21 protein-coding genes and 1 rRNA gene are annotated in these 23983 nt (G+C 46.9%); 8 read left to right on the top strand and 14 right to left on the bottom strand.

The annotated features are described in order from the left end of the window. Positions 1-220: 220 nt before the first annotated feature. Complete coding sequence (locus AC27N8_RS14430) at positions 221-1144, bottom strand: hypothetical protein (protein ID WP_487068079.1); 924 nt, start codon at positions 1142-1144, stop codon at positions 221-223. Positions 1145-1338: 194 nt separating this feature from the next. Here AC27N8_RS14430 and AC27N8_RS14425 point away from each other — a divergent pair, with 194 nt between their 5' ends. Continuing rightward, entirely contained in the window at positions 1339-3420 is a 2082-nt protein-coding gene (locus AC27N8_RS14425; RefSeq protein ID WP_487068078.1) for a protein kinase domain-containing protein, read from the top strand. Between the two features lie 248 nt (positions 3421-3668). Here AC27N8_RS14425 and AC27N8_RS14420 read toward each other — a convergent pair whose 3' ends face one another. Then, positions 3669-3959, bottom strand: coding sequence for a MoaD/ThiS family protein (locus AC27N8_RS14420; protein WP_487068077.1), 291 nt, complete (start codon positions 3957-3959; stop codon positions 3669-3671). 315 nt (positions 3960-4274) lie between these two features. Here AC27N8_RS14420 and AC27N8_RS14415 point away from each other — a divergent pair, with 315 nt between their 5' ends. The 3 genes from AC27N8_RS14415 (at position 4275) to AC27N8_RS14405 (ending at position 6388) form a co-directional block, all read left to right on the top strand. Then, a complete protein-coding gene (locus tag AC27N8_RS14415) occupies positions 4275-4592 on the top strand; it encodes a helix-turn-helix domain-containing protein (protein ID WP_487068076.1) in 318 nt (105 codons plus the stop codon). A 32-nt stretch (positions 4593-4624) separates the two neighbouring features. Then, on the top strand, positions 4625-5413 hold the full coding sequence (map, locus tag AC27N8_RS14410; RefSeq protein ID WP_487068075.1) for a type I methionyl aminopeptidase: 789 nt from the start codon (positions 4625-4627) through the stop codon (positions 5411-5413). A gap of 183 nt (positions 5414-5596) precedes the next feature. After that, positions 5597-6388, top strand: a complete 792-nt coding sequence (locus AC27N8_RS14405; RefSeq protein ID WP_487068074.1) for a hypothetical protein — start codon at positions 5597-5599, stop codon at positions 6386-6388. Between the two features lie 104 nt (positions 6389-6492). Here AC27N8_RS14405 and AC27N8_RS14400 read toward each other — a convergent pair whose 3' ends face one another. The 6 genes from AC27N8_RS14400 to AC27N8_RS14375 all read right to left on the bottom strand — a co-directional run bounded on the left by AC27N8_RS14400 (position 6493) and on the right by AC27N8_RS14375 (position 11165). Then, positions 6493-7344 (bottom strand): 3-hydroxyacyl-CoA dehydrogenase family protein, encoded by an 852-nt coding sequence (locus AC27N8_RS14400; RefSeq protein ID WP_487068073.1) that lies wholly within the window; start codon positions 7342-7344, stop codon positions 6493-6495. A gap of 118 nt (positions 7345-7462) precedes the next feature. Further along, the gene (locus AC27N8_RS14395; RefSeq protein WP_487068072.1) at positions 7463-8104 is read right to left on the bottom strand and encodes an HIT family protein; all 642 of its coding nucleotides are present in this window, start codon (positions 8102-8104) and stop codon (positions 7463-7465) included. A gap of 154 nt (positions 8105-8258) precedes the next feature. After that, complete coding sequence (locus AC27N8_RS14390) at positions 8259-8735, bottom strand: flavin reductase family protein (RefSeq protein ID WP_487068071.1); 477 nt, start codon at positions 8733-8735, stop codon at positions 8259-8261. A 52-nt stretch (positions 8736-8787) separates the two neighbouring features. After that, entirely contained in the window at positions 8788-9267 is a 480-nt protein-coding gene (locus tag AC27N8_RS14385; RefSeq protein WP_487068070.1) for a YbaK/EbsC family protein, read from the bottom strand. 144 nt (positions 9268-9411) lie between these two features. Next, positions 9412-10845: a CUAEP/CCAEP-tail radical SAM (seleno)protein gene (locus AC27N8_RS14380; protein WP_487074695.1), complete on the bottom strand. Its 1434-nt coding sequence runs from the start codon at positions 10843-10845 to the stop codon at positions 9412-9414. After that, on the bottom strand, positions 10842-11165 hold the full coding sequence (locus AC27N8_RS14375) for an oxidative damage protection protein (protein ID WP_487068069.1): 324 nt from the start codon (positions 11163-11165) through the stop codon (positions 10842-10844). The genes AC27N8_RS14380 and AC27N8_RS14375 overlap by 4 nt, the downstream gene beginning before the upstream one ends. 314 nt (positions 11166-11479) lie before the next feature. On the opposite strand from AC27N8_RS14375, the gene AC27N8_RS14370 reads away from it, so the two are divergent. The 3 genes from AC27N8_RS14370 to rrf all read left to right on the top strand — a co-directional run bounded on the left by AC27N8_RS14370 (position 11480) and on the right by rrf (position 16597). Next, positions 11480-12436 (top strand): methionyl-tRNA formyltransferase, encoded by a 957-nt coding sequence (locus tag AC27N8_RS14370; RefSeq protein WP_487068068.1) that lies wholly within the window; start codon positions 11480-11482, stop codon positions 12434-12436. An 89-nt stretch (positions 12437-12525) separates the two neighbouring features. Continuing rightward, positions 12526-16371 carry an AAA family ATPase gene (locus tag AC27N8_RS14365; protein WP_487068067.1) on the top strand — a complete coding sequence of 1282 codons (3846 nt, stop codon included), beginning with the start codon at positions 12526-12528 and terminating at the stop codon, positions 16369-16371. 109 nt (positions 16372-16480) lie between these two features. Beyond that, a 5S ribosomal RNA gene (gene rrf, locus AC27N8_RS14360) occupies positions 16481-16597 on the top strand. A 61-nt stretch (positions 16598-16658) separates the two neighbouring features. On the opposite strand, the gene AC27N8_RS14355 is transcribed toward rrf, so the two are convergent. After that, on the bottom strand, positions 16659-17825 hold the full coding sequence (locus tag AC27N8_RS14355) for an aminotransferase class V-fold PLP-dependent enzyme (protein ID WP_487068066.1): 1167 nt from the start codon (positions 17823-17825) through the stop codon (positions 16659-16661). Positions 17826-18052: 227 nt separating this feature from the next. Here AC27N8_RS14355 and AC27N8_RS14350 point away from each other — a divergent pair, with 227 nt between their 5' ends. Next, positions 18053-18595 carry a hypothetical protein gene (locus AC27N8_RS14350; RefSeq protein WP_487068065.1) on the top strand — a complete coding sequence of 181 codons (543 nt, stop codon included), beginning with the start codon at positions 18053-18055 and terminating at the stop codon, positions 18593-18595. Between the two features lie 100 nt (positions 18596-18695). On the opposite strand, the gene AC27N8_RS14345 is transcribed toward AC27N8_RS14350, so the two are convergent. The 5 genes from AC27N8_RS14345 to cofD all read right to left on the bottom strand — a co-directional run bounded on the left by AC27N8_RS14345 (position 18696) and on the right by cofD (position 23974). Beyond that, positions 18696-18923, bottom strand: coding sequence for a helix-turn-helix domain-containing protein (locus tag AC27N8_RS14345; RefSeq protein ID WP_487068064.1), 228 nt, complete (start codon positions 18921-18923; stop codon positions 18696-18698). 243 nt (positions 18924-19166) lie between these two features. After that, complete coding sequence (gene moaA, locus AC27N8_RS14340) at positions 19167-20195, bottom strand: GTP 3',8-cyclase MoaA (RefSeq protein ID WP_487068063.1); 1029 nt, start codon at positions 20193-20195, stop codon at positions 19167-19169. A gap of 172 nt (positions 20196-20367) precedes the next feature. Beyond that, on the bottom strand, positions 20368-21801 hold the full coding sequence (glnA, locus tag AC27N8_RS14335) for a type I glutamate--ammonia ligase (protein WP_487068062.1): 1434 nt from the start codon (positions 21799-21801) through the stop codon (positions 20368-20370). Positions 21802-22322: 521 nt separating this feature from the next. Continuing rightward, a complete protein-coding gene (gene cofC, locus AC27N8_RS14330) occupies positions 22323-22967 on the bottom strand; it encodes a 2-phospho-L-lactate guanylyltransferase (RefSeq protein ID WP_487068061.1) in 645 nt (214 codons plus the stop codon). A gap of 74 nt (positions 22968-23041) precedes the next feature. Further along, entirely contained in the window at positions 23042-23974 is a 933-nt protein-coding gene (gene cofD / locus AC27N8_RS14325) for a 2-phospho-L-lactate transferase (RefSeq protein WP_487068060.1), read from the bottom strand. Positions 23975-23983 lie beyond the last annotated feature (9 nt).

Genomic DNA, 23983 nt, shown 5'->3' with positions numbered 1-23983 from the left:
AGACCAGGACAACCAAAAAGGGTCCTGGTCAGATTGGGCAAATAATTACAAGGCTAGCATAAATAAAGAAGTTGCATAGTGCGTGCTAGTTCAGCAGGCATGATATTGGAAAGATCAGTCGTTGTAGAACGGAAGAGTAGTATAACGTGGAAGCAGAATTTCGTCAATATCTTTGCGGGCTATGATTGGGCGATATATGAGAAATAGGCCAGAACGATCTTTATTCTTCATGTTCTGAGTTATCTGATGATAATCCTTGCGTATATATATCCTCTGAGTAGGTAGTGGGTGGTTTTATCGTCGATAATGATTCTGATGGCTGCGAAATATTGGTCGGATGCGCACGCTCTAGCGGGAGCTGCTGATGATGGTACAGACGATTGGATATGATTGACGTATTGGAGGTCATGGCTACTTGCATGGATTCTATCAGATGTTCAATACGATCAATGCTGTGGAGTACGTCCTGGGTTGTGGCTATCGCAGGCGTTTCGATGGTTGCTATGGCAGCGGGGCCGCTGTGAAATGTGGAGGATATTTGAACCAGTGTCGTATGAAGTGTGTGCATCTGCTGGAGGATTTCCTGCTCGATTGTTTGTAAGGAAGAGATAAAAGAATCTTTCAGCGTAATCAGACGCTCTTCAAGGGCACGATCAACCATTTCAGCCAGTTCTTCCCAGGGGATTTCCGTCTGTACCTCGATGGCTTCAAACTCGGATTGTCCATCAGCCGTATAAGCTAAGGTAAGATCATTTTGGAGTCCCGATTGAGGGATGCGTTGATTGATCATTGCTTCAAAAGCTTGTAATTGTTTTGCCAGTGCACTCTCAAGCGTGTCTTTGTAGCCCTGTGATGGCTGCTGATGCTGTCTTTCGATTTTTTGCTCAAGCATCTGGATGGTTTGGGTCTGCTGCGCATCGATGCGTCGCAGAAGTATATCTATTGTCTGTGCATGTCGGTCGTTCATGCGCGTAGATATTGTGTCGAGCAGATCATGTTGAAGCGTCGTAACATGTTGCTCGAAATCGTTTTTCAACGTTTGTGTGCGTTGTTCAAAGCTTTGTTCTAAATCATGACGTTGTGTCGATAGTTTTTGTTCTATAATCATGTTGAGTGATTGTAATTCATCTTGCGTGAAGGCCATCGGATAGTACCATTCCCTTCTTCTGCACATATCTTATAGTATGTATTGATATTGGTTCCTAGTATAGGAACAGCATAGCGAGGTGTCAACGTCTTGTTACTTTATTCTACTTTGCCCCCTTATGTATTGCTAGCAAATCGTATATAATTTGAGATGGTACATTACTATAAGGCCTCTCTACGCAAAGGATGCGCATGGTGAACGATAAATTATTAGGTAGCCAACTGGGTAGTTATATCCTCGTGGATGTATTGGGTCACGGGGCTTTTGGCAGTGTCTACCTGGGAAAACACTTTCTGCTGGAGCATAAACCCCCTGTTGCAGTCAAAGTCTTGAATACGACATTGAATACGCAAGAGGAGATAGATCGTTTTTTTCAGGAAGCCGTGATTCTCGATAAATTGACTCATCCCAATATTCTTCCGGTCGTAGATGCGAACCTCTACGAAAACTATCCCTTTTTTGTGGCGGAATATGCTCCTGGTGGCTCCTTACGTGATCGCCTGGATAAGTTTGGTAATAGCACGATGAATTTGATGGACGCAATGCATTTGCTGAATCAAGTTGGTCTGGCCTTGCAGCATGCTCACGATCTCGATATTGTGCATCGCGATCTCAAGCCGGCAAACATTTTGTTTAATGCAGCCGGAGATGCTCTATTGGCTGATTTTGGTATCGCTATCCAACTGCAAAAGACGCGGCGCGTTGATGAGATTGGGACGCCTCCTTATATGTCCCCAGAACAATTCAAAGGGAAGGTGAGCAAGAAGAGCGATCAGTATGCTTTAGCTTGCATCACCTATGAATTGTTGACAGGACAACAACTCTTTACAGCCGACGATCCTTACACTATTGGTTACAAGCACATTTATGAACCTCCAGTTGAACCGCGTGAACTGAATCCAGATATTCCAGCCTCGATTGAGGCGGTCATTTTAAAGGCGCTTTCTAAAGAGCGCGATGATCGTTATGAGAGCGTGGCTGATTTTGTGCAAGCCTTGCGTACGGCGGCAGGCTTACCAATCACCGTTAGTACTCCACTTCCGCCACTCTCTGAAAAACCTGTACCAGAAATTCGATCCAGCGAGGCTCCAGATACCGACTTATGGGATGTTGATCCTGAGGTCCCGGCACGTGTTATACCTCGTATCAAAAGAGCCAGCCAGGTGACTGATCCTCATCGGACGCAACGCACGGCATCTACTACCGGTGGGAAGGTTGGACCGATTACCGGAGGTGGTAGCAGCATCCATACATTGCTAGTCTGGTCTGTGGCGACGGGTTTTGATCATACCTATTATTCAGAACCAACGCTTCTGAATGATATTGTCTATGCTGGCACTTATACCACGGTGGTTGATAATCCCAATAAAGAAGCGAACCAGCTGCGTGCCCTGGATGCGACCACGGGACAACAAATCTGGGCGGTAAATACAGCCTATGGAATTTATGATGCTCCCGTCGTTTCTAACGGGGTGGTCTATGTCTGTACGGGAAATATTAATCGACCTGGCGAGGTCTATGCGGTTGAGGCGGCTACTGGACAAGTACGCTGGTCGTTTCCCACCGAAGAATATATCAAAGTCAGACCTACGATTGCCAATGATATCGTCTATGCTTATCCCGAGCATGGCATTTACGCTCTTGATGCCGATACGGGGCGTGAGTGCTGGAGTGTGACGATTAAAGCTGGCATGTCTAGCCGACCTGTAATCGCTAGCGGGACGATGTATTTGACAACTGATCGTGGCTATTGTTATGAATTAGATGCCCTGACCGGGCAAAAGTTGGATACGTTTACTGATATGGGCGATGTTCATGCTGCTGAGACGACGGTTGATGGTATCAATTGTATTTGCTCAGTTGAGGACGAGTTGTATTCTATTAATATGAAGAGCCAGGAGATTCGTTGGTCAATTCAGCTTGATAAACACGTTTCAGGTGATTTGGTCCTGAAGAATGGCGTGGCTTATATCGGATCTCATGGTGGCTTTGTGGGAGATTCAGCGAATACGAAACTCCATGCGATTGATGCTGCGACCGGTAAGATCCTCTGGGTGGCGCATCTGAAACATGAAATTGAATCGGCTCCCGTGGTAGGGGATAATATTGTCTGTGTCAGCACCTTTGGGCGAGAGCTTTATGGGCTTGATCTGAAAAATGGTCATATCCTGTTTGTGGCGAAGGTTGGCAAAGGTAGAATCAATCGTCCTTCGATTGAGAATAACCTGATTACTGTTAGTACAGGTGAAATGCATGCGCTCCAGCTAAAGTAAGGTGGAATGTACCTGTGTAGTTTTCCGGCCCGTTGGCGTCATCGTGCGATCAGTTTTGTGTGGGTAGTCGGATTCGTGTAGTCCGAGGCCTGATGTATCCTGCTATCCACACAAAACTGCTGACAGCGTTTTAGAGATGTCAGAAAGAGATAGATTAAGTAAGGTCGTTTTCTGCAAGGATGGATATAAAGTAGCGCAAGTAGGATGGGTTAATGCCTGTCATCTATGAATAAGCAAGCATCAGGTTGCTACAGATTAAAAGTGGTTGGGAGGACGATCACTTCTTGTCCTGGTTCCAGCGGTGTTTTTAAGCCCTCATCACCATGGATCAATTGATTATTAACAAAAATACGCACATGTTCACGAATTGTGCCTTGCTCCGTGCATAGTCGCTCCCAGACAAGAGGATGCTCTTGCTTTAAAGCAGATAACAATTGTTCCACCGTTTCAGCCTGTAAGGTAATCTGGCTCTTCCCACCGCTATATGCACTCAACGTTGAAGGTAAACGTAAGGTTGCGGTTGTTGTGCCATCACTCATATACACCTCTCCATGCATCTGTCTGAATAGCTTTTTCGCGGGAGTTTTTGGCAAAAGAACAAATGTACATACACATATTCTATAGCTGTGTGCAAGTATACGAGGAAGTTTATCAGATTGCAAGTGTTCGGCCAGCGCGATTTTGATAAAAGTATGTCACGCTCCCTTTTTGCACACGACGATGATCTCTGCAATGAGTACTGAACCTTTTGTATGTATAAGGCCATACATTGTGTTGACATCCAACAACGGACACTACTATAATGAAGTTTAGCTACGTTGAAATGAAAAAACCAAAAACGTGAGGTGTTGATCTTGACAATTTCCTGCAAACTACGCCTGATGCTTGCTAAAGCGAATGTGGAGCGAGCTACACGAGGCGAACCGATATTAAGTTTGCGTCGCCTTGCTTATGAGAGTGGCGTATCGTTAAGCGTCCTGGCTGCTTTGCATACGGGAAAAAGCCAGCGCATAGATTACACAACGATTGATCATCTTCTCACCTATTTTAATCGTTATTTTCGAGTCACAACCGACGATCTTCTCACATGGGAAGATATTCCAGAGCATGACATCGCGCTGGAGTATCATACATATCCTGTAAGTGTCTCTCCCAAAGAATCGTTAGCGTGATCAGTGCAATCAATGAATAAGAAGAGGATTTTATGGCTGTTCTTTTAAAATCACGTAAAGAAATTGATATGTTACGCGAGGCTGGGCGGCTAGTAGCTCAGACGTTTGAAGTGCTTCGTCCCTACGTCAAGCCTGGCGTGTCGACGGCTGAACTTGATCAGATTGCGGAAGATTATATTCGTAGTAAGAATGCAATTCCGATTTATAAAGGGTATGGAGCCCATCCCGGAGGCCGCGGGCGGCCAGCAATTCCACCATTTCCTGGAACGATCTGTGCATCAGTCAACGAAGTTATTTGCCACGGCATTCCAAGCACAAAAACGATCTTGCAAAATGGCGATATTATTGGAGTGGATATCGGTGTGACGTTGAATGGTTGGGTGGGTGATTCTTGCATGACGTATGGTGTGGGTGAGGTGGATGAGGAATCGCAGCGTCTGATGGATGTTACACGTAAAAGTATGGATCTTGGTATTGCGCAGGCACGTGTTAATAACCGCCTGGGAGACATTGGAGCGGCTATCCAGACGTACGCAGAGTCTGAAGGATTTTCAGTTGTACGCGATCTGGTTGGTCATGGCGTCGGGCGCTCATTACATGAAGATCCTAACGTACCTCATTTTGGGAAGCCTCATACGGGATTGCGTCTGCAAAAAGGAATGGTCTTTACAATTGAGCCGATGATTAATGTTGGTGTTTATGAGGCCAAGACGCTTAGCGATCGCTGGACGATTGTGACGGCTGATGGGAAGCGTTCGGCTCAATATGAACATAGTCTGGCCATTACCGATGGAGAGCCAGAGCTTCTGACTGTTATCTAGTATTTCATCTGTGCTAATCAGGTGAGTGGGCATGAGCAATGGTGCCGGCGCGATTGAGAAAACATCTGGCGCGGAACATTGCTCTGGTCAAACTTTGTGAGTTGTGCTATCTTATGCACAGGACAATTTATTAGGAAAACTCGTCCTCACAGATCGTACTACATTCTTACGAGGAAATACTTTATGGATAGTTCTCTTCAACGTGCTAATCCCGCTTTAAATGATAGAGTGGATCTGTCCAACTCGGATTATGAGGAGGAGGTGGTTGCTGAGGAGGAACATCATATTCATCTACCCAATCCCAGTCTGTGGCCTGTCATTCTCAGTGCTGCCATACTGGTGACGGTGATTGGTTTGTTGTTCGTTCCGGATGCTCCATATCTGACGATCATTGGTGCCATTTTCATCATTGTTGGAATTATGGGATGGGCACTAGAAGATCCGATGGCAGCACCCAAGGAAACTTATATTCCTTCTCCGCAATTAGCAGGAGCGATGGCGAAATTTCAGATTGGACAAGATGTTCTGGATAAGGATGGAGTATCATTGGGAACCATCCAGGCACGTCTGGGACGCTATATCCTGGCTGATCGTGGAGGCCTGACGCTCAAGGTTTTTTATGTGCCTCTTCATTTTATTGAAGATGAGGTGAATAATAACGTCGTGCACCTGAAGGTGAGCGAGGTAGAGTTGCTGAAGCGCAATCTTGATCGTTTGCCCGCCGATTTGTATGATGCTGCACCCGATTATGGAGTCCCTCAAGTGAAGGGTGTACCCATGTTTGCCAATGGTCCACTGTCTCCTGCTGAGACCGGCCATTATAACTATGGACCATATTTCCCAGGTGTAAATACTGATGCTGCTGGCTCATATCATCCTGATGAAGTCAGACCTACCCCTCAACGCTATGTGGGAGATCGTCGTAGTTACAATACACGCAGATCTATTCCACCTCGCCAGGCCATCGCTGATTAATGAGAAAGGGACGTGATAATATTTCATGTCCCTTCTTTCGTATCTCTTCTGGCTACTATTCCTTACTTCTGCTAGATTTCCTCTGTTTGATAACTACACGTTCTTTATTGATAATCGTAAAACCCTTTGCCGCTTTTCCTGCCATATTGTCCAGATTGAACCATGCGACGTAGGAGCGGTGGGGCGGCGTAAAGCGGATCTCTGTATTCGTGATAGATGGCGTCTGCGGCCCAGAGTGTGGTATCAAGTCCTACATAGTCCAACAGCGTAAAAGGTCCCATGGGATATCCACATCCTAGCTTCATGGCGGTGTCGATATCATCACGGGTTGCCATGCCGTTTTCGAGCATTCTGATGGCAGAGATTAAATAGGGAATGAGTAGAAAGTTGACAATAAAGCCCGCTGTATCTTTGGCTATCACTGGCTTCTTGCCCAGCGATTGTGCAAATTGTCGAACGGTTGCCAGTGTCTCTTCGGAAGTTGAGATGGTGCGGATAATTTCAACGAGTTGCATGACTGGAGCCGGGTTGAAGAAGTGGAGTCCCGCAACTTTGTCTGGACGCCTGGTAACTGCTCCCATCTGAGTAATGTTTAGTGAGGAGGTGTTGCTAAGTAACAGGGCTTCTGGCTTGAGTAGGCGGTCAAGGGCAGGATAGAGTTGGAGCTTCTCTTCCATATTCTCAATCACAGCTTCGATAATCAGGTCGCAATCTGCCAGATCCTCAAAAACTACTGTGCCATGCAGATGTTCGTGATACTCAATCCCCTTTTGATGCGTGATTTTCTCCTGGCGTTCCATCTTATCCCAGGCTGCATAGATGCGAGCCAATCCCTTATCGAGTAATGGCTGGTTGATCTCTCGTACGACCGTCTCATAACCGGCTTGAGCACAGGTTTGAGCAATGCCGCCCCCCATCAGACCGCATCCGATAACGCCAACTTTGCGAATTTCCATTGATGCTCTTCTCCTCGTGAATATGCTATTGAAAATGATATCTCTCTTGGGCCAGGTGTTCTTATGCTTTGTGTTGTATGAAGTACCTCTTAAGTCGGTCGTGTAGGCGAATTTATGATTATTTTTCCCTTTGGAACTCCCGCCAGTGTTGTAGTAAAGATGCTATAAGTGGCTTTCCGTCTATCTGCCTTTCTGATGATGTGCGCCAGCGTGTAAATGTGCTGTGAATGGAGACACTTGGCCCTAGCAAGGTCCTGACGACCTCTGCATATACGCCATCATCGGGAGGGAAGAGAAATGCATGCCGTGCGTCTTCCAGGTAGAAGTAATGGCCACGTTGGCTATACTGTTGGCGAATCTCTTCCTGACTGAAAATCTCTTGTCCATGTTTGACCTCTCCGTCTGGATATACGGTAGGTCCAATGGGGAAGCAATGGAGATGGGCGTGAAAGACTGTTTGATGGAAGACTCCATGTTCCCAGTAGACTGATGGTGCGTAGTAACGCTGAAAGAAATGCATGACTTCACGTTTTAATGAAGCCAGTTCCTCATCGAGATGAGCGGGCACCTCTCCATAACAAGCATAGTGTTGCCGGGGAATGATAAGCATATGTCCGGCAAGGAGCGGCGCATGGTCGGCGACGAGGCGAAAATGAGCTGTTTCTTTCATCACAAGGTGCGTTGTGGCGTCAATCTGGCAGAAGGCACATTCGGGATCAAAGGTTATCGCATCCGTAGAGACGCTGCTCTGACGTTGCATGTGGATGACTCCTTATTGTTGCAGTTGTTTTCTCTTGAGTATAATGGTATTTCTGACTGGATACAAGATAGCTTTTAACCCGGTCTATGATAGAGAGCTCTATGCTCTATTTTTGATGGCAGATATGGCCGTGACCGACTTTAATCTTGAGTGATCAGCCGGCGTGGCGGAAGCCAGCTTCTTTCATGGTTAAAGCTTCTCCTTCAGAAAGCAGACCTGCATCGATAACTTCGGCGATGAGCAGTGTCGAGTCTCCCGTTAGTACACTGCTACGGACCTCACAGGCGACCCAGGAGAGGGCATCTTGCAATATAGGATAGGAGTTCTGCTCCAGGGTATAATTCACCCCCGAAAGCTTGTCTGGATGCTTATGATAAGATCTGCCAAGTTTTCCGGCCAGGTCGCGCTGCTCTGTCGATAATGTATTGATGGTGAAGAGGTGACTGCGTTGAATCATGGTCAGGGATTTTGCGTCGTTCTCGATGGAAAGTGCTATAAGTGGAGGCTCAAATGAGACCTGCGTAAGCCAGTTGGCTGTGAAGGCGTTAATGTCCTGACCCTCTTTACTCATAACAATATAAAGGCCATATGTGAATGTGCGTAGCGCTTGCTTTTTGACTGCTTGATCCATATATTTCCTTCCTTCCTTTATCTGAGATAGTCCCTTGTGATCGCTTATCTCGTTAGACAATGGAGACAACTTGTCCTTTTGTCATTGCCTGAAGCTCTTGAGGTGTGAGTTGAAAGACAGCAAATGGTGTACCTGCGGCTGCCCAGATCTGGTCGTATTTTAAAAGATCCTGGTCAATGAATGTAGTGATTGTCTCTACGTGTCCGAGTGGGGCGACACCTCCAATTGCGAAACCAGTGTGTTTCCGCACAAAATCAGGATTAGCTTTTTCGATAGCTTGTCCCATCAGTTCACTCAGGCGTTTTTCATTAACGCGATTCGAACCGCTAGCTACTACGAGAATGGGTTGTTCGGTCAGTTGTGTTTTGAATACAAGCGACTTTACGATTTGTGATACCTGGCAGCCAATGGCCTTTGCTGCCTCTTTGGCTGTCCTGGTAGATTCATCGAGTTGAACTACCTGCGATGTATACCCCATATTCTGGAGGGTCGTTTGTACAAATTGAGCCTTGCCCTTCATTTCTTGCGCCATAAAGATGTATCCTCCTGTTATCTTGAATAAAGCAGACCGGGTAGCGCATGGCTTTAATATTTTTATTGTAGCATAGGCCCTATCCTTGCACTTGCAATTGACAACACGCACCTGTCTTATCAAGATTTGGAGCTGTTTGTTGGCTTATCCTCGCTTGGCACATAACTGACGACTCGTTGGTTCAGCGCAACAGAACCAGGATTCAGATAAATGAGGCAACTCTTTTCGCTCACCATACTGACGCATCGCCCGAAAGGCAGAGAATTTTTGTCCCTGCATGGCTAGCGCACGTGCTTTGATCTGAAAAAAGGTCATGATGGCATCTGTATTCATCAGGTCAGCTTGTTCAACTAATGTAGCGACTTGAGTCTGTAATTGATCCATACAAGGATCGGGATGCTCCCAACGGTATCCGAACGCTGTTGTATCCAGTTCTCCGATCCATTTGTCGCTGTCTGGCGTGCTCAGGTGTGCCGATCCAGGTGGGATCAGCAGGCGGATGGAGAGATGGACCGGATCAATGTGCTCAATGAGATGATGCTCCTCAAAAAAATTGAGTAGATCGATGTAACTCGAGAGTGTTTCCCAGGGTGTAAAGGGGAGCAATGATGGTCGTAATGCGATGCCTACGCGTTCCATCTCTGTAAATGCTTCAGCTATGTCATTAGCTGTATGGTTTTTTGCAAGCTGCTCAAGGACAGTATCATTGAGCGATTCGACGGCTGAGACGACAAAGATGCAGCCCAGTTCTTTGAGCTCGGGAAGCAGGTCGCGGTGCTTGAGCAAATGCTCGATCTTGATTGTGGCATCGAATGTGAGCTCCGGGAATTCCTGGTGCATGGCTCGCGTAATGCGCATGGCATGGGTGGGTCCATTCCAGAAGTCGGGATCACCAAAAGTAATGTGCTGAGCTCCGCGAGCTACCTGTGTTCTGATATCTGCGAGTACAATCTCGGCTGGAACGGCGAAAAAGCGTCCGTGATAGATGGGGGTAATTGGACAGTGAACGCATGTATGCTTACAGCCACGAGTGGCTTCTGTATAGCCTACGACACGTGAGTCTGTTCCCCATTCGAGATGGGCATAGCGCTCAAGCTCGGGGAGGTGGCTGCGTTCTGGTACGACGAAAGGCGTTCGCTGTATCCAGGGACCACTCTGATGAGTACGTGTGTGAACACCAGGGATATCTTCGCCTCGATCTTTTTCTAATGCGGCAATTAATTGGCATAGTGGCACCTCATATTCGCCACCAATTGCTGAGTCAATTGTGTCCTGCAATAGATGATCTGCGTTAAGGAGCGCGTAAAGTCCATAGAGGCAGATATGCGCATCTGGATTGAGTTCGCGAATTCGGCGAGCGATCTGCTCACCCAGGCGCATCGCTGTATGCATAGGCACTGAGATGGCTACAAAATGCGCCTGATAAATATCCTGATCCAGGAGATCGTCAAGCGAGGTGTCGACACATACAGGTGTATAGCCGGCTTGCTGGAGCATGGCCGACAATGATGCGAGATGGAATGGTTGATGTCCCAGTTCGTAGCAGGAGATAAGTAGAATGTCTCCGCGGTTCTTTATTTCCTTCGTGGTGCGCCTCCCCCTTTGCTTCGTGGGCCGGAGCCAGCACCGGCAGTCTCAGGACTCCAGCCAGAAGGCATGGCCGCATCGGCACCAAAGAAAAAATCTTCCATTTGTTCGCGTAAAATGCGACGAGATTCAGGATCAGCCATATTCAATCCATAATGATTAATGATCAAAACCTGTTGCGCGGGCCACATATCGTAGGCCTGTTTGGAGATTTGTTCAAAGATACGCTGTCCTAATTTTCCAGGAAAAGGTGGCTTCTCTAATCCAGGCAACTCTCGTTGTAACTTGACACAGTAAACTGTTCTTGGCATGTGTGATCTCTCCCTGTTGATGAATGTTCTTCATAAATGAAGCATCAAGTATTGCATTGATGGAATACTATGATATGGATATCGATTCAAATTATTCGTGACGCATCTTCACATCCGCCTTCTTATTGTACTATGTTGGGAGGCACTCTTGCATTCCTGTTGAATGACACTGTGCTTGTAGGTTTTTCGAACTATCAGGATGGCGGGGAAATGGGTCGCATTCTACTTCTGAGATTGATTATTTTTTGTACGCATTGTATGTATATAACTTTACCAGAATTGTGATAGTTGATGAGTAGAATGAGAAAGAACAAATGGTAGACACTTCCGACATATTGGATAGGCCACGCGTAATATTCTTTGGTATGGAGTGCGATTTTTCGTTACCTTCATTGCAAGCTTTGTTGCAGTGTAACATCAATGTGTGCGCTGTTGTTATTCCGATGTCTGAAACGGCGTTGTTCGGAAATCAAGTTTCACATACGATCTTACCAATGATGCCTCCCAAACTGCTCGCTCGCTCATTGCCCATGAAAAGAATTCCTTCAACATCTCTTACCGCGCTGGCATGGGAGCATCATATTCCTGTCTGGGCTGTGCGTAAGCTGGGTGCTGCTGAGGCGCTGGCACAGCTTTCAAGCTATCAACCAGATATCATCTGTGTGGCTTGCTTTTCTAAACGTATTCCACCATCGTTGTTAGCTTTGCCTACCTCAGGTTGTCTGAATGTACATCCTTCGCTGTTGCCTGATAACCGTGGACCGCAGCCGCTCTTTTGGACTTTTCGTTTTGGGCATGAATTGACAGGGGTGACAATCCATATAATGACTGACAAATTGGATAGCGGGCCTGTTCTGGCGCAGGAAGTACTTCCCATTCCAGAAGGAATACGTTATGCGGAATTGGAGAAACGTTGTGCCGATGCTGGTGGGCGATTATTGGCGCGTACCGTGCTAGATTTCTATTGTAGAAAGATTGTCCCACAGCCTCAAGACGAGATGATGAGTACCTATCATGCTTATCCAACCGATGATGATTATGTAGTGCAAGCGCATGAATGGACTGCCCGTCATCTATACACATTTATTCGTGGAGTGGCGAGTAGCGAGCGACCAGTAGAAATTCTCTCCAGTGATCGATATCTGTTGGCAGCCGACGCTGTTTCTTATAGCCTTTATGGTCAGGCTGAAGCAATTGGTGATATACAGCAAGATAGTCATAGGATGGGGTGCGTCGAATGCCGTGATGGATGTGTGCGCGTTATACTGTAATGAATAAGCCTGGTTGGAAGATTGTTATCAGCATTGTGACGAGGATGTGCATTGTGTTAGATGTTTCACGAAGAGGATGAAGTCAGGTTGTGTATCTCAAACGTTTAGAAATGCTGGGATTTAAGAGTTTTGCTGCACGGACATTGCTTGAATTTAGTTCGGGTATCACTGCGGTAGTTGGACCAAATGGGGCGGGAAAATCTAATGTGGCTGACTCTATGCGCTGGGTACTCGGTGAGCAGAGCATGCGACAACTCCGTGGCAAGAAAAGCGATGATATTATTTTTGCTGGTGGGCAAGGAAAAGCTTCTCTCGGTATGGCAGAAGTCTCGCTTACTCTGGATAATAGTACCGGTTGGGTTCCATCGGACTATAACGAGATTATGGTAACGCGACGTAGTTATCGCTCAGGGGAAAATGAGTATCTCATCAATAAGCAGAAAGTACGTTTAAAAGATGTACTTCTCTTGCTAGCACAGGCACGTATTGGACATGATTCATATACCGTCGTAGGACAGGGGCTGATCGATGCAGCTCTGAGTTTGCGTGCTGAGGAACGGCGGACACTTTTTGAAGATGCGGCTGGCATTCGACCGTTTCAAGTGCAACGTGCCGATGCCGAAAATCGACTCAAGCAGACCGAGCAAAATACTGAACGACTTCGGGATATCGTAAGCGAAATTGAACCTCGTCTGGTGCCTCTGGCCGAGCAAGCACAGAGAGCGGTAGAAGTTTTACAATTGAACAATGAATTACATGAAGTGCTTCTGTTGTGGTATGGGTTGCAGTGGCGTCGTTTGCAGGGCCATCTTGGACAAACTGAGGCAATTGAGCAGGAACAGGCTCGCAAAGTACGTCAGGGAGAACTGGCTCTTCAGACAATTCAAAGACAGGCTGATACTCTACGCGAGCAGCGAGCCCATGTGCAAACGCGTATTGCTGAGTCTCGTATGGCTTGCTCTGAGGCTGCTAATCGGGTCCAGCGACTTGAGCGTGAGCTCGCGGTGAATGATGAGCGCGTGATCGGTTTAGAGCGGCAATGTCAGGATTTTCAACATGCGGAACGACTTTTACGCGAACGCTCTATTGCTCTCGAAAAGCAAGCTATTGATCAGGAGGAGCAATGTGAGCTCGCTGATGAATCTGTTGATGATAGCGCAGCGAGTCTGGCTGAATTGGAGACTCAGGTTGCTAGAGCTCAGAAAGAATATGAGTTAGATGAGCGTCGCCTACGTGGTGCACAGTATGACCTCGTTCAGGTCCAGGCTCGTCTATCGACGACTCAGCTAGAGTTAGGGCGCATACAAAAGCAATTGAGTGAGCGGCGTGATGCACTGGCGTTACGACATGATGCGTTAGTGAAAGCACAACAGGCTGTCGGTACGCTTAAGAACCAGTTGTCAGAAGAGAATGTCAGGTTAGAGACTCTCCATGATGAAGAGCGGCAGCTGACACAGCAGAAGCAGAGTATTGCTAAGCTTATGGCTGACTCTCAACAAGAGATAGAACGCATGAATGTGACTTTGTCTGAGGCCGATAGACGTAAGCGTACAACCGCTGATCGTCTGAATATGCTTAAGAACTGGCGCCAGAGCCTCAGTGGTTATAGCGATGGTGTACGAGCGCTCCTACGTGCTCCAGGAGATAAAGTCTCGGGTATTCTGGGTCCAGTACCTCAATTAGGGATGGTGCCCGATAGTATGGAAAAGGCTCTTGAGGCGGCTCTGGGACTATTTATGCAGGCAGTGGTTGTTCAGACGTTGGAGGACGCGCAACGCGGTCTGGCGTATTTGCAGCAAACTCATACGGGTAGTGTGATGCTTGTCTGGCTGGATCGCTATGACGAGGACGACGATACGCGTGAGGTACGTACGCTGCAAGGTCAGGTTGAAGAAGGCGGGCTGCAACGCTTTTTGGATACTGAGCCAGCTCTTCGAGAGCGGATCTCTGGATTTGCCTGGAAATATATTCAGTGCGAGCCTCGTTACATGCCGTTATTCTATCGTATGCTTCAGGGCATTGTGCTTGCTCAAGATCTCGCCGCAGCCCAGCAATTATTTCATTGGGCTGTGGAGCTAAGCCTCTCTTCAGAGAGCGACCTCCCTCTACGGTCTATTGTCACGCTAAATGGAGAGGTTCTGCATGTCGATGGGTGGTTGACTGGTTTGGGAGGGAAAGGTGGTTCTCAGCAAGGTCTGCTGGCCCATGAGCGGGAATTGCGTGAACTTCCTCAGCATCTCGAAGAGATCAATGGCATGATAGAGCAGCTTCATGTCATGATGAGTACCACACAGCGCAAACTGGAGGGGCAGCGCGTTGAGCTCAATGGCGCCGATAAAGCATTGCAGAAAGTTACCGGTGTGATCAATGAAACACATAAAAAAATACGCGGCTTGCAACGCGAACTTGAACACGTGCAGACTGAGATACGTTTATCCTCTGCTATGGAGCAACAACTAGCTACCGATGTCTCCGAGCTTGAATTGGAGGTTGCACGTACGCAGGAGCATATTCGCGCACATGAAAAGTCTCAACGTGAGATGTCAGAGAGGGTGGAAGAGCTTCAAGCTGATATGGAGGAGCGTGCGAGCACTTATCGTCAGCAACAAGATCAACTAGGTCGGGCACGTACAGTTTTGGCTGTCAAGCGTCAGGAGGCAAGATCGCTACGTCAACAGCTTTTGAGCGTGCAGCAGCAAGTCCAGGAGATGAAGGATCAGATTCAACAGCAGGTTGCTCGTGGGAAAGATGCTGCGCAAAAGCATCAGTCTCTTTTGGATACCACTGCTCATCAGCAGGGACAACTCGAACAGGAGCGCCAGCGGGCTCAAGCTCTCGCTACAGAACTCTTAACTATTGAGCACACTTTATCCGATGTGGATCAACATATCACAGTCCAGGAGCAACAACGTAGCAATATTCAGCAAGTGGTGAAAGAGCAGGAGACTGTCTATCGTCGTTCGTTGCTAGAGCGGCAGAAAGCACGAGATGCTGTCGAAACGTTACTGGCTCAATTGCAGGAAGAGCTGAATATTGCAGATCCAAGCGAGTTGACTCAGCAGTATCAGAGTAATCTGGATGAGACGGTTGAAATTCGGGCTATACATGTAGCCTCTAATGGACGTGTCGCCCAGACTCTTCAGAAGCCACAATTGGATGAGCAACATGTGAATACCAGAGAAAGAGATGGGTGGAGCTCTGTAGTTGAAGGCAACGAGCAGCTTTCTGAAGAAGAGGAGGCACAGCTACGCAAGTATCGTCGCCGTATCGATGCGTTGCGGGGGCGGCTGAAAGCTATCGGAGGTTGCGATGCTCAGGCTCCTCAGTTGTATGAGGAGACCAAAACGCGTTATGAGTTTCTCTCCAATCAGATTGGTGATCTCGATCAGGCAGCTCATCAATTGCACGTTATTATTGGTCAACTTGATATTACCATGGCAAAGCAGTTTGAAGAAACTTTTTATGCTATCAATACGCACTTCCGCGATCATTTTACGACACTTTTTAATGGAGGCACGGCCCGCCTGGAGCTCGTCAATGCTCGTAGCAGTGATGACGATGCTGCTGTGCCCTCAGGTATGCCTGGCGGAGTAGACGTCATTGTGCAGCCTCCTGGCAAGAAAGTTCAAGACCTCTCGCTGCTTTCGGGTGGCGAACGAGCACTCGTTTCAGCCGCTTTACTTTTCGCTCTGCTTGAAATTAATCCTCCACCGTTTTGTCTGCTTGATGAGGTGGATGCTGCTCTGGATGAGTCAAATGTTACGCGTTTCTGCGATATTTTAAAACGCTTGGCCCAACGTACACAATTTATTGTAATTACCCATAATCGTGTGACGATGACTGCCGCTCAGGCTATTTATGGCGTTACTATGCGTGAAAGCGCCTCTCGTTTATTATCACTACGCCTTGATGAGGTGGCTGCAACTAGCCGATAAATAGCTACACGTGAGTAAAAGTTCCATTCGTTGGATAAAGGTATTGACAAGAACTACGTCCTGTAGTATCATGAGCCTCGTTGAAGAAACCGCTTGCATGTGCAGGCGAGCTGGTGACGTTAGCGAAGAGGGCACACCCGTTCCCATCCCGAACACGGTAGTTAAGCTCTTCCTCCCCGATGATACTACGTGGGCAACTGCGTGGGAAAATAGGAAGTCGCCGTCTCACCTGCCCACGCAAGCCTTTTTTTGTTGTGTTTTATCTCCCCTTTCTTATTTATTGTTTTCTATGCAGTAGCAATGATGCTTGTGAACGCATGGATAAATTTGTCAATTTCTTCCTCAGTATTATAAAAACCAGTACAGAGACGTAGTGCTTTTGTTTCTGGAATACTGCGAATATAGATCGCGTATTCTTGTTGCAAACGCTTGACAATCTCTTCCTCGTTTAGCCCTGGTATCTTAAATGCGAGTATCCCACTGGCTCCTGGCTCAGGCGTTAGTATGATGATACCGTCAATCGTCTCGAGGGCGTGGTATGCATACGTATGGAGTTCTGAAATGCGTTGGAACATCCAATCATGCGTAACTGTATTTTCCAGCCATTGTAATGCTGCATGTTGACCAACCATGGTGGAAGTTGATGGCCCTCCTGCCTCGAAGCGCTTGGCATTCTCCTGGAGTTTCCAGCCTTCGCCAAAGATGATTGAAGGAAATCCTACAAATGTTGGAGCGATGATGGAACGTGCAGATTCACGTACGTAGAGTGCTCCGGAGCCGTCTGGCCCACACAGCCATTTCTGCATAGGGATGGAGTAGAAGTCGATATCAAGTTCGTGTACGTCGACATCGATGGCTCCGGCCGATTGAGCTCCATCTACAAGGACTGGTACGTGATGTTCCTGACCGAGCCTGCCGATAGATTGTATGTCTAACACCGTTCCTGTGGTCCAGGTGACATGCGAAAGTACGATCAATTTGGTGCGGGATGTTAGCAGGGCTTCTATCGCCGGGCGTAAAGGACGGTTGGCTTGCTCGCCCAGTTCAGCTATCTTGATGACGATGCCTATGCGATCCCTTAGTTGATAAAGTGGGGCGAAGGCACCAAAATGCTCATGATCGGTGATGATGACTTCGTCACCAGCTTGCCAGTCAATCCCATTGCTGACAATGTTGAGTCCATGGGTTGTGCTGAAGGTTAAAGTAATTTCATTTTCGTGAGCATGCAGTAATTTGGCAATTTGTTGGCGCGTCTGGGATGCGATGGCTAACATGCTGGGAAAGCCTGCCGTTGCTCCTAAGCGGCCATGTAGCCATTCATCTTGTAGGCGTGTTTGCATGGCCTGAATCACGTCGCTTGATAAAGGGCCAAAGGTGCCGTTGTTTAAATAAATTTGTGTGGCTGTGACGGGTAATGTTTGACGAATATCGGTAAGATGTGTCAGTGTAACCAAGATCTAAGAACTCCTCTAGTTTAGATGCGTCTGTAAAAAGCAATTGTCAACGTAGTGGTTGCAGCTTTAAACAAAGATATGCTAATAGTATAGCTTATGAGTGTATGGGTTTGCATATAATGATATGATGCTCTCTTTCTCATCTGTGATAAGGTAGAGCTGTAATATCCTTTATAGAATGGATAGCGATTGAGTTTCTTTTATATGACGAGAGGTGGAAAAAACGTATGCGTATCCGCAACTTTCGTGTTGGAGATATTTCAGCTCTTTTTTTGATTCAACAGGCGGCAGCGGTGGCTGATCAGTGTCCTCAGATGAGCATGGAAGATTTCTCTTCCTGGTTGCTCGATCCTGTGTCTGCAAGTGGCGATAATGTTTTTGTGATGACCGACGATGATGATGAGATGCTCACCTGGGGACAGGGGGGGACTTTGGAGGGAGTAGAAGGGGAGATCGTTGGGTATACAGTTTTACAATGTCAACAAGATGCTGGAGGCTATCATTTACTCTGTCAGGGAGCGGTTCATCCTGATCAGCGCGGAAGACGTGCGGGATTAGCTCTCCTGGGAGGGGCTTTAAATCGTGCTCGCTTTCTCGCTGCCGAGTTTGAATTTGAAGCAGAACGTGCAGGTCTTGGCTGCTATTTTGAGGCTCTTCTTCCGCTAGCTAATAAAGCATCGAGCTATCTGGCGGGGAAGTATGCGTTGACGGCTGTTCAACATGAAGTAGTGGATGGAATGCAACTTTATAGAGGTGAACTATACTCATAGTATTATGCTCATGTCAAGAATGAAGAAGTCACAGAAGACAGTAAATAGCCTCCGTTCTGCCAGTGACAGCAAATGCTCTAGCAGTGCGGAAGCTAAAAACTTATTCTGTTTCTTCGTCGCTTGTGTCATCAGGTAGGGGCGGGGGAGACGCAAGCAGAGCTTCTAAGGTGGAACGGCGAATTCGGTAAGCCTGACGTATGCCACTATGAGGGAGTGAGATGGCTTCAAGTACACCACTTTTAATCCAACGGCGTACCGTTGTATCATCGACTCGCAGTTGTTTTGCAACCTCGCCGACTGTGAGTAAGTCCGCTTCCTCGTTTGCCACAATGTCCTCTTTCTGGCCCGAATTCTAGTCAGGCCGCATAAATATCTATTACGATTTTAGTAATGTGAGACAAAATTGAATTTCAGAGAATATATATTTTGTCTATTTGACTATAATGACGATCTTACCCTTTTTTTGTAACATTTTTTTACAGGTGGTTACACTGTATTAATGGGAGAAGTGAGAAACGGAACGTATCACTTGTATATGTAAAGGATATGGAGTGTTAATCGTTTACTTAATTTATCCACCTATCCTAGACATGCTCCTACTTGCTCTTTTAAATCTTTTATCCCCAATGTAATGTTTTAACTCTTTGTTCCAAACTGCCTGGCGAATTGTTTGAATCAAGATTTCATCATCAGTCGATGAGCGCAAAACTGAGCGCAGATCGGTCTCTTCTGTACCGAAAAGACATGTTCTGAGTTGGCCGTCAGCCGTGATGCGGATACGGTCGCAGGAAGAACAGAAGGGTTCACTTACGGGATTGATAAAGCCAACCTCGCCAATACCATCACTAAATGTGTAGCGACGTGCAGTTTCAGATGGATCGCCAGTCTTTATTTGTTGCAATTCACCGTATTTTGTTTCTATAATTGCTTTGATCTCGGCTCCAGTAAGGATATCTTCTTTGCGCCAGATCTGATCAGCATCGAGCGGCATGAATTCGATCCAGCGTACAACGTAGGCTTTGCGGCGTGCCAGATCAGCGAACGAAAGCACTTCATCTTCAGTAGAATTGCGCATTGCAACTGCGTTGATCTTGATTGGATGAATCGAAGGGTGTTTTTCGAGTTCTTCCAGGCCTTCCAGGACATGCTCAAGTTGATCGCGCCGTGTGAGCTGCGCAAATTTCTCGCGTAATAACGAGTCGAGGCTGACATTGATACGGGTAAGTCCCGCCTCTGCTAAAGCCTTGGCCTGGTGTTTCAGCATAATCCCGTTTGTTGTCAGGCTTAGGCTGCGTATGCCTTCAATGGCTTTGAGTTGTTCGACAAGTGCAGGGACATCTCTTCTTACAAGAGGCTCACCGCCAGTTAAACGCAACTGCTCAATTCCGATGCTGGCGGCAACACGTGCCACGCGCACAATTTCTTCATAAGAAAGAATCTCAGACTTTTTTAGCCAGGGAAGTCCTTCAGCAGGCATACAATAAGTGCAACGAAAATTACATTTGTCTGTAATTGAGATGCGCATGCTTTTGATACGCCGACCATAACTATCTACAAGTAAATCCATCTTCAGTGCCTCTCTATGAATTGCTTTAAACAAACATGCTGACATCTCTAATATATCACTTTTTATGATAATTGTTTTATCCTATGCTTATGACGTTTGGGTAGGGCGAAGTATTAAGGATGAGATACATGTATAGTTGCGAAAAAAGGAAGAGGCTCTGAGTACTTGTGTATTCAGAGCCTCTTGTGTTTAATGGATGGCGAAATTATGCATCGTAGTACAGTGAGAACTCAATGGGGGCAGGACGCAGGCGAACCTGGTCAGACTGTTCACGTTTGAGTTCAACGTACTTCTCAAGCAGGTCAGAGGTAAAGACATCACCTTCAAGTAAGAAGGCGTGATCGTTCTCTAGAGCTTTGAGAGCCTCATCTAATGAGCTAGGAACTGAGCTAATCTCGCTCAGCTCTTCTGGTGTCATGCTGAACAGGTCTTTGTCGACGGGACCATAGCCGTGCTGGCCAGGGTCAATCTCGTTGCGGATACCGTCGAGACCAGCCATCAGCAGTGCTGCGAAGAGCAGATAAGGATTGGCTGTAGGATCGGGTGAACGGAACTCTGCACGTGTGGCCTTCGAGCTCTCTGTGCGAGGTATGCGGACAGCCGCGCTACGGTTACCCTGCGAGAAGACCAGATTAACTGGGGCTTCGAAACCAGGAACCAAACGCTTGTAGCTGTTCGTCGAAGGAGCCGCAATCGCCAGGATCGCCGGGGCGTGTGTCAGGATACCGCCGATGTAGTAGCGAGCCAGCTTCGATAGGTTCGCATAGCCACCGGCTTCGTAGAACAGAGGCTTCTCGCCTTTCCACAAGCTTGAGTGAGTATGCATGCCGGAACCATTATCACCATATACAGGCTTAGGCATGAAGGTTACCGATTTGCCATACTTACGAGCAGTGTTTTTGATGACATATTTGAAAAGCAGAAGCTTGTCAGCGGTATCAAGTAAGGTTCCGAATTGATAGTCGATTTCGCACTGACCAGCAGCGCCGACTTCATGGTGGTGGGCTTCAACTTTAATGCCAAGAGCTTCAAGGTTGAGTACCATCTCAGAACGAAGATCTTGATAAGTATCGCTTGGTGCGACTGGGAAATAACCACCTTTGACATTCATTAAATGTCCCATATTGGCGGCAGAATCTTTACCTTGACTGTTCCATTGTGCTTCGACGGAATCCACCTCGGCATATTGGATATTGTCTTTGGAGGTATAACGGACGTTGTCGAAGATGTAGAATTCAGCTTCCGGGCCGAAAAAAGCTGTATCGGCGATACCGGTACTCTTGAGATATGCTTCAGCCTTTTTGGCGACGTAGCGAGGGTCACGGCTGTAAGGGACTTGTTTACCGGCAGGGCCAGGATGAGCGATATCACATGTGAGGCTGAGTGTGGGCACCGCTGTGAATGGGTCAAGAAACGCGGTTGTCGCATCAGGAATGACCAGCATATCGCTTTCATTAATGGACTGGAAACCGCGCACGCTGGAACCATCAAATGGCAGCCCTTCTGAAAATAAATCCTCTGATAATACGTGTACAGGCACGCTAAAATGCTGCCAGGTACCGGGTAGATCAGAAAATTTGAAGTCTACAATCTTGACTCCATTCTCTTTGGCTAACTTTAGGACTTCCTCTGGGGTCATGTGTGTTATTCTCCTCTTAACATGGTATCCTCGCATCGTTGCAGGAAGTAGCGGCAGGCGTTGCCCGGTAATGCCTTAAGCGATTTTGGCAATGCACCAAGGTATGGATATGGCTTTAATGAGACCACTTCTATCTACCCTTATAATATGACGCTTATAGAGGAGTATACTACAGACAGTTTATCCGAAAGTTACCTCCAGTCTATTGTGCATACTGCACAATTTGTGCTGGCAGGCGTTGTTTTTTCAAGCCATATTTAGCATGCGATTATTTAAGAAAGATCAACCTTACCTGAAAATAATGTGCATACTGAACATAAGATATAATCATCCGTGTGATATGAAAAGCGATAAAAATTGTTTAGGCCTCTAAAAACATCAGCGAAATTTCTTTGAGGTGAAAAGTGATATTGAAACGGACCATTAGCAAATTTGTAACTATTGAATTGCTAATGGGCAGCAAAGAAATGGACACATTTTATCTATGATTAGCCTGCAACTTTTTGTCCGAAAAACATGTATTAGAGATAACAAGATGTGTAACAGGTTGTGTTGTGCTCGCGATTTTCATTATTTTCATTGTAATGTTGGAAGGCCGTGATATCATCGATAGTGTCAATGTCTAAGGCCAGACCAATACTTTTGTAGAATGTATGGGTAAGATGTCTGCTTTCCGCTTCACTCTGATGATGATAGCGGCTGTTGATACCAAAGCGATATGGAAGCGCTAAAGGTGGACGTGTTAACAGGGCATTTGTTCCACTTCCATCTTGTGAGGGCGCAATAATTACGTCATTATGTTTAGATTCACCATATAAACTCTCAAGGTCGGAGAGCTGAAGCAGGGGTAAGTCTGCTGAAATAGTTAGTAGAGCCGTTGCTCCCTGCTGTAATTCATGCGTAGCCGCTGCTGTAAGGGCTGGATTGTGTCCCTTGGCCTCTTCGAGTAGAGCACAGGCTCCCCATTTTTGTGCATGTTGCAAGACGCGCTCATCAGCACTGACAACAGATACATGGTCAAAAATGTGGCTATTTTGCAATGTCAACAGGACATGGTGAAGCATGTCAAGCATAAGAGTGGCACGCTGCTCGGATGTTAGATGAGTCGCGAGGCGACTTTTGGCTTCGTCAAGCGATTTGACCGGGACAAGTGCGATATATTTCACTATAATTTCCTGTGTTTTGAACAAAGTGAGAGCGTTTTGACGTTGTTTTTGTCTATGCTGATGGCTATGGTGTATTAGTATGGTAATCCCGCAGCTCTCAGGACATGGCGTGCCAAAGCAGCTTTGGCTTCATCATCCCGCATAATCGTGTTCGTGATAGAAGTTGGAATTCCCAGATCTTCAATTGCTTCGGCTAAATGTGCATCTTGCTCATCGATAACCATCACATCTAAGAAATCTCGATAGTGACGAGCTACACCCACAGCTGAAACATCCATATGTAGTCCACGCATAAGCTTATCAGCAGGTCCTTTGATAGGTGCCCCCCCAACGATAGGACTGACGGCGACGATCATGCCGCTGGCTTCGTGTAAGACATCATGAATACCAGGCACAGCTAAAATACTTCCGATACTGACGACTGGATTACTCGGAGCCAATAAAATGGCATCAGCATTTTTAAGTGCGTCTAAGACCTCTGGCGCTGGTTTGGCTTCTTGTGCTCCAACAAAAACAACTCCTTGCACTTCATCAGAACAATGGCGCTTTATCATGTATTCCTCAAAATGGAACAGCCCTGCTGGCGTTTGAATGTGCGTGGCGATGGGCTGATCGCTCATAGGTAAGATGCGCAGTTTCAAACCAAAATGTTGGCGTAGCTCGTCGGTGACCTCACTGAGCGTTTTTCCTTCACGGAGTCGGGCTGTCCGATGAATATGGGTGGCCAGATCTTTGTCGCCGAGCAAAAACCAATCTTCATTCCCATAGCTTGTTAATTGTTGCATTGTATAGGTTGTATCATTGCGGATGCCCCAACCATTTTTTTCATCAACAACGCCGGCCAGGGTGTATATGACAATATCGGAATCTGGAGAAACGTTTAGTCCATAAAAGAGACGATCATCACCTGTATTGGCAATGACTGTAATCTCCTCCTGTGGGACTACCTGGACAAGTCCTTGTAAGAAACGTGCAGCGCCGACACCACCGGCTAGAACAACAATCATATATTTACC

This window comes from Dictyobacter sp. Z7_2 (assembly GCF_057551105.1).
This window is presented reverse-complemented; position numbering and strand designations above follow the sequence as displayed.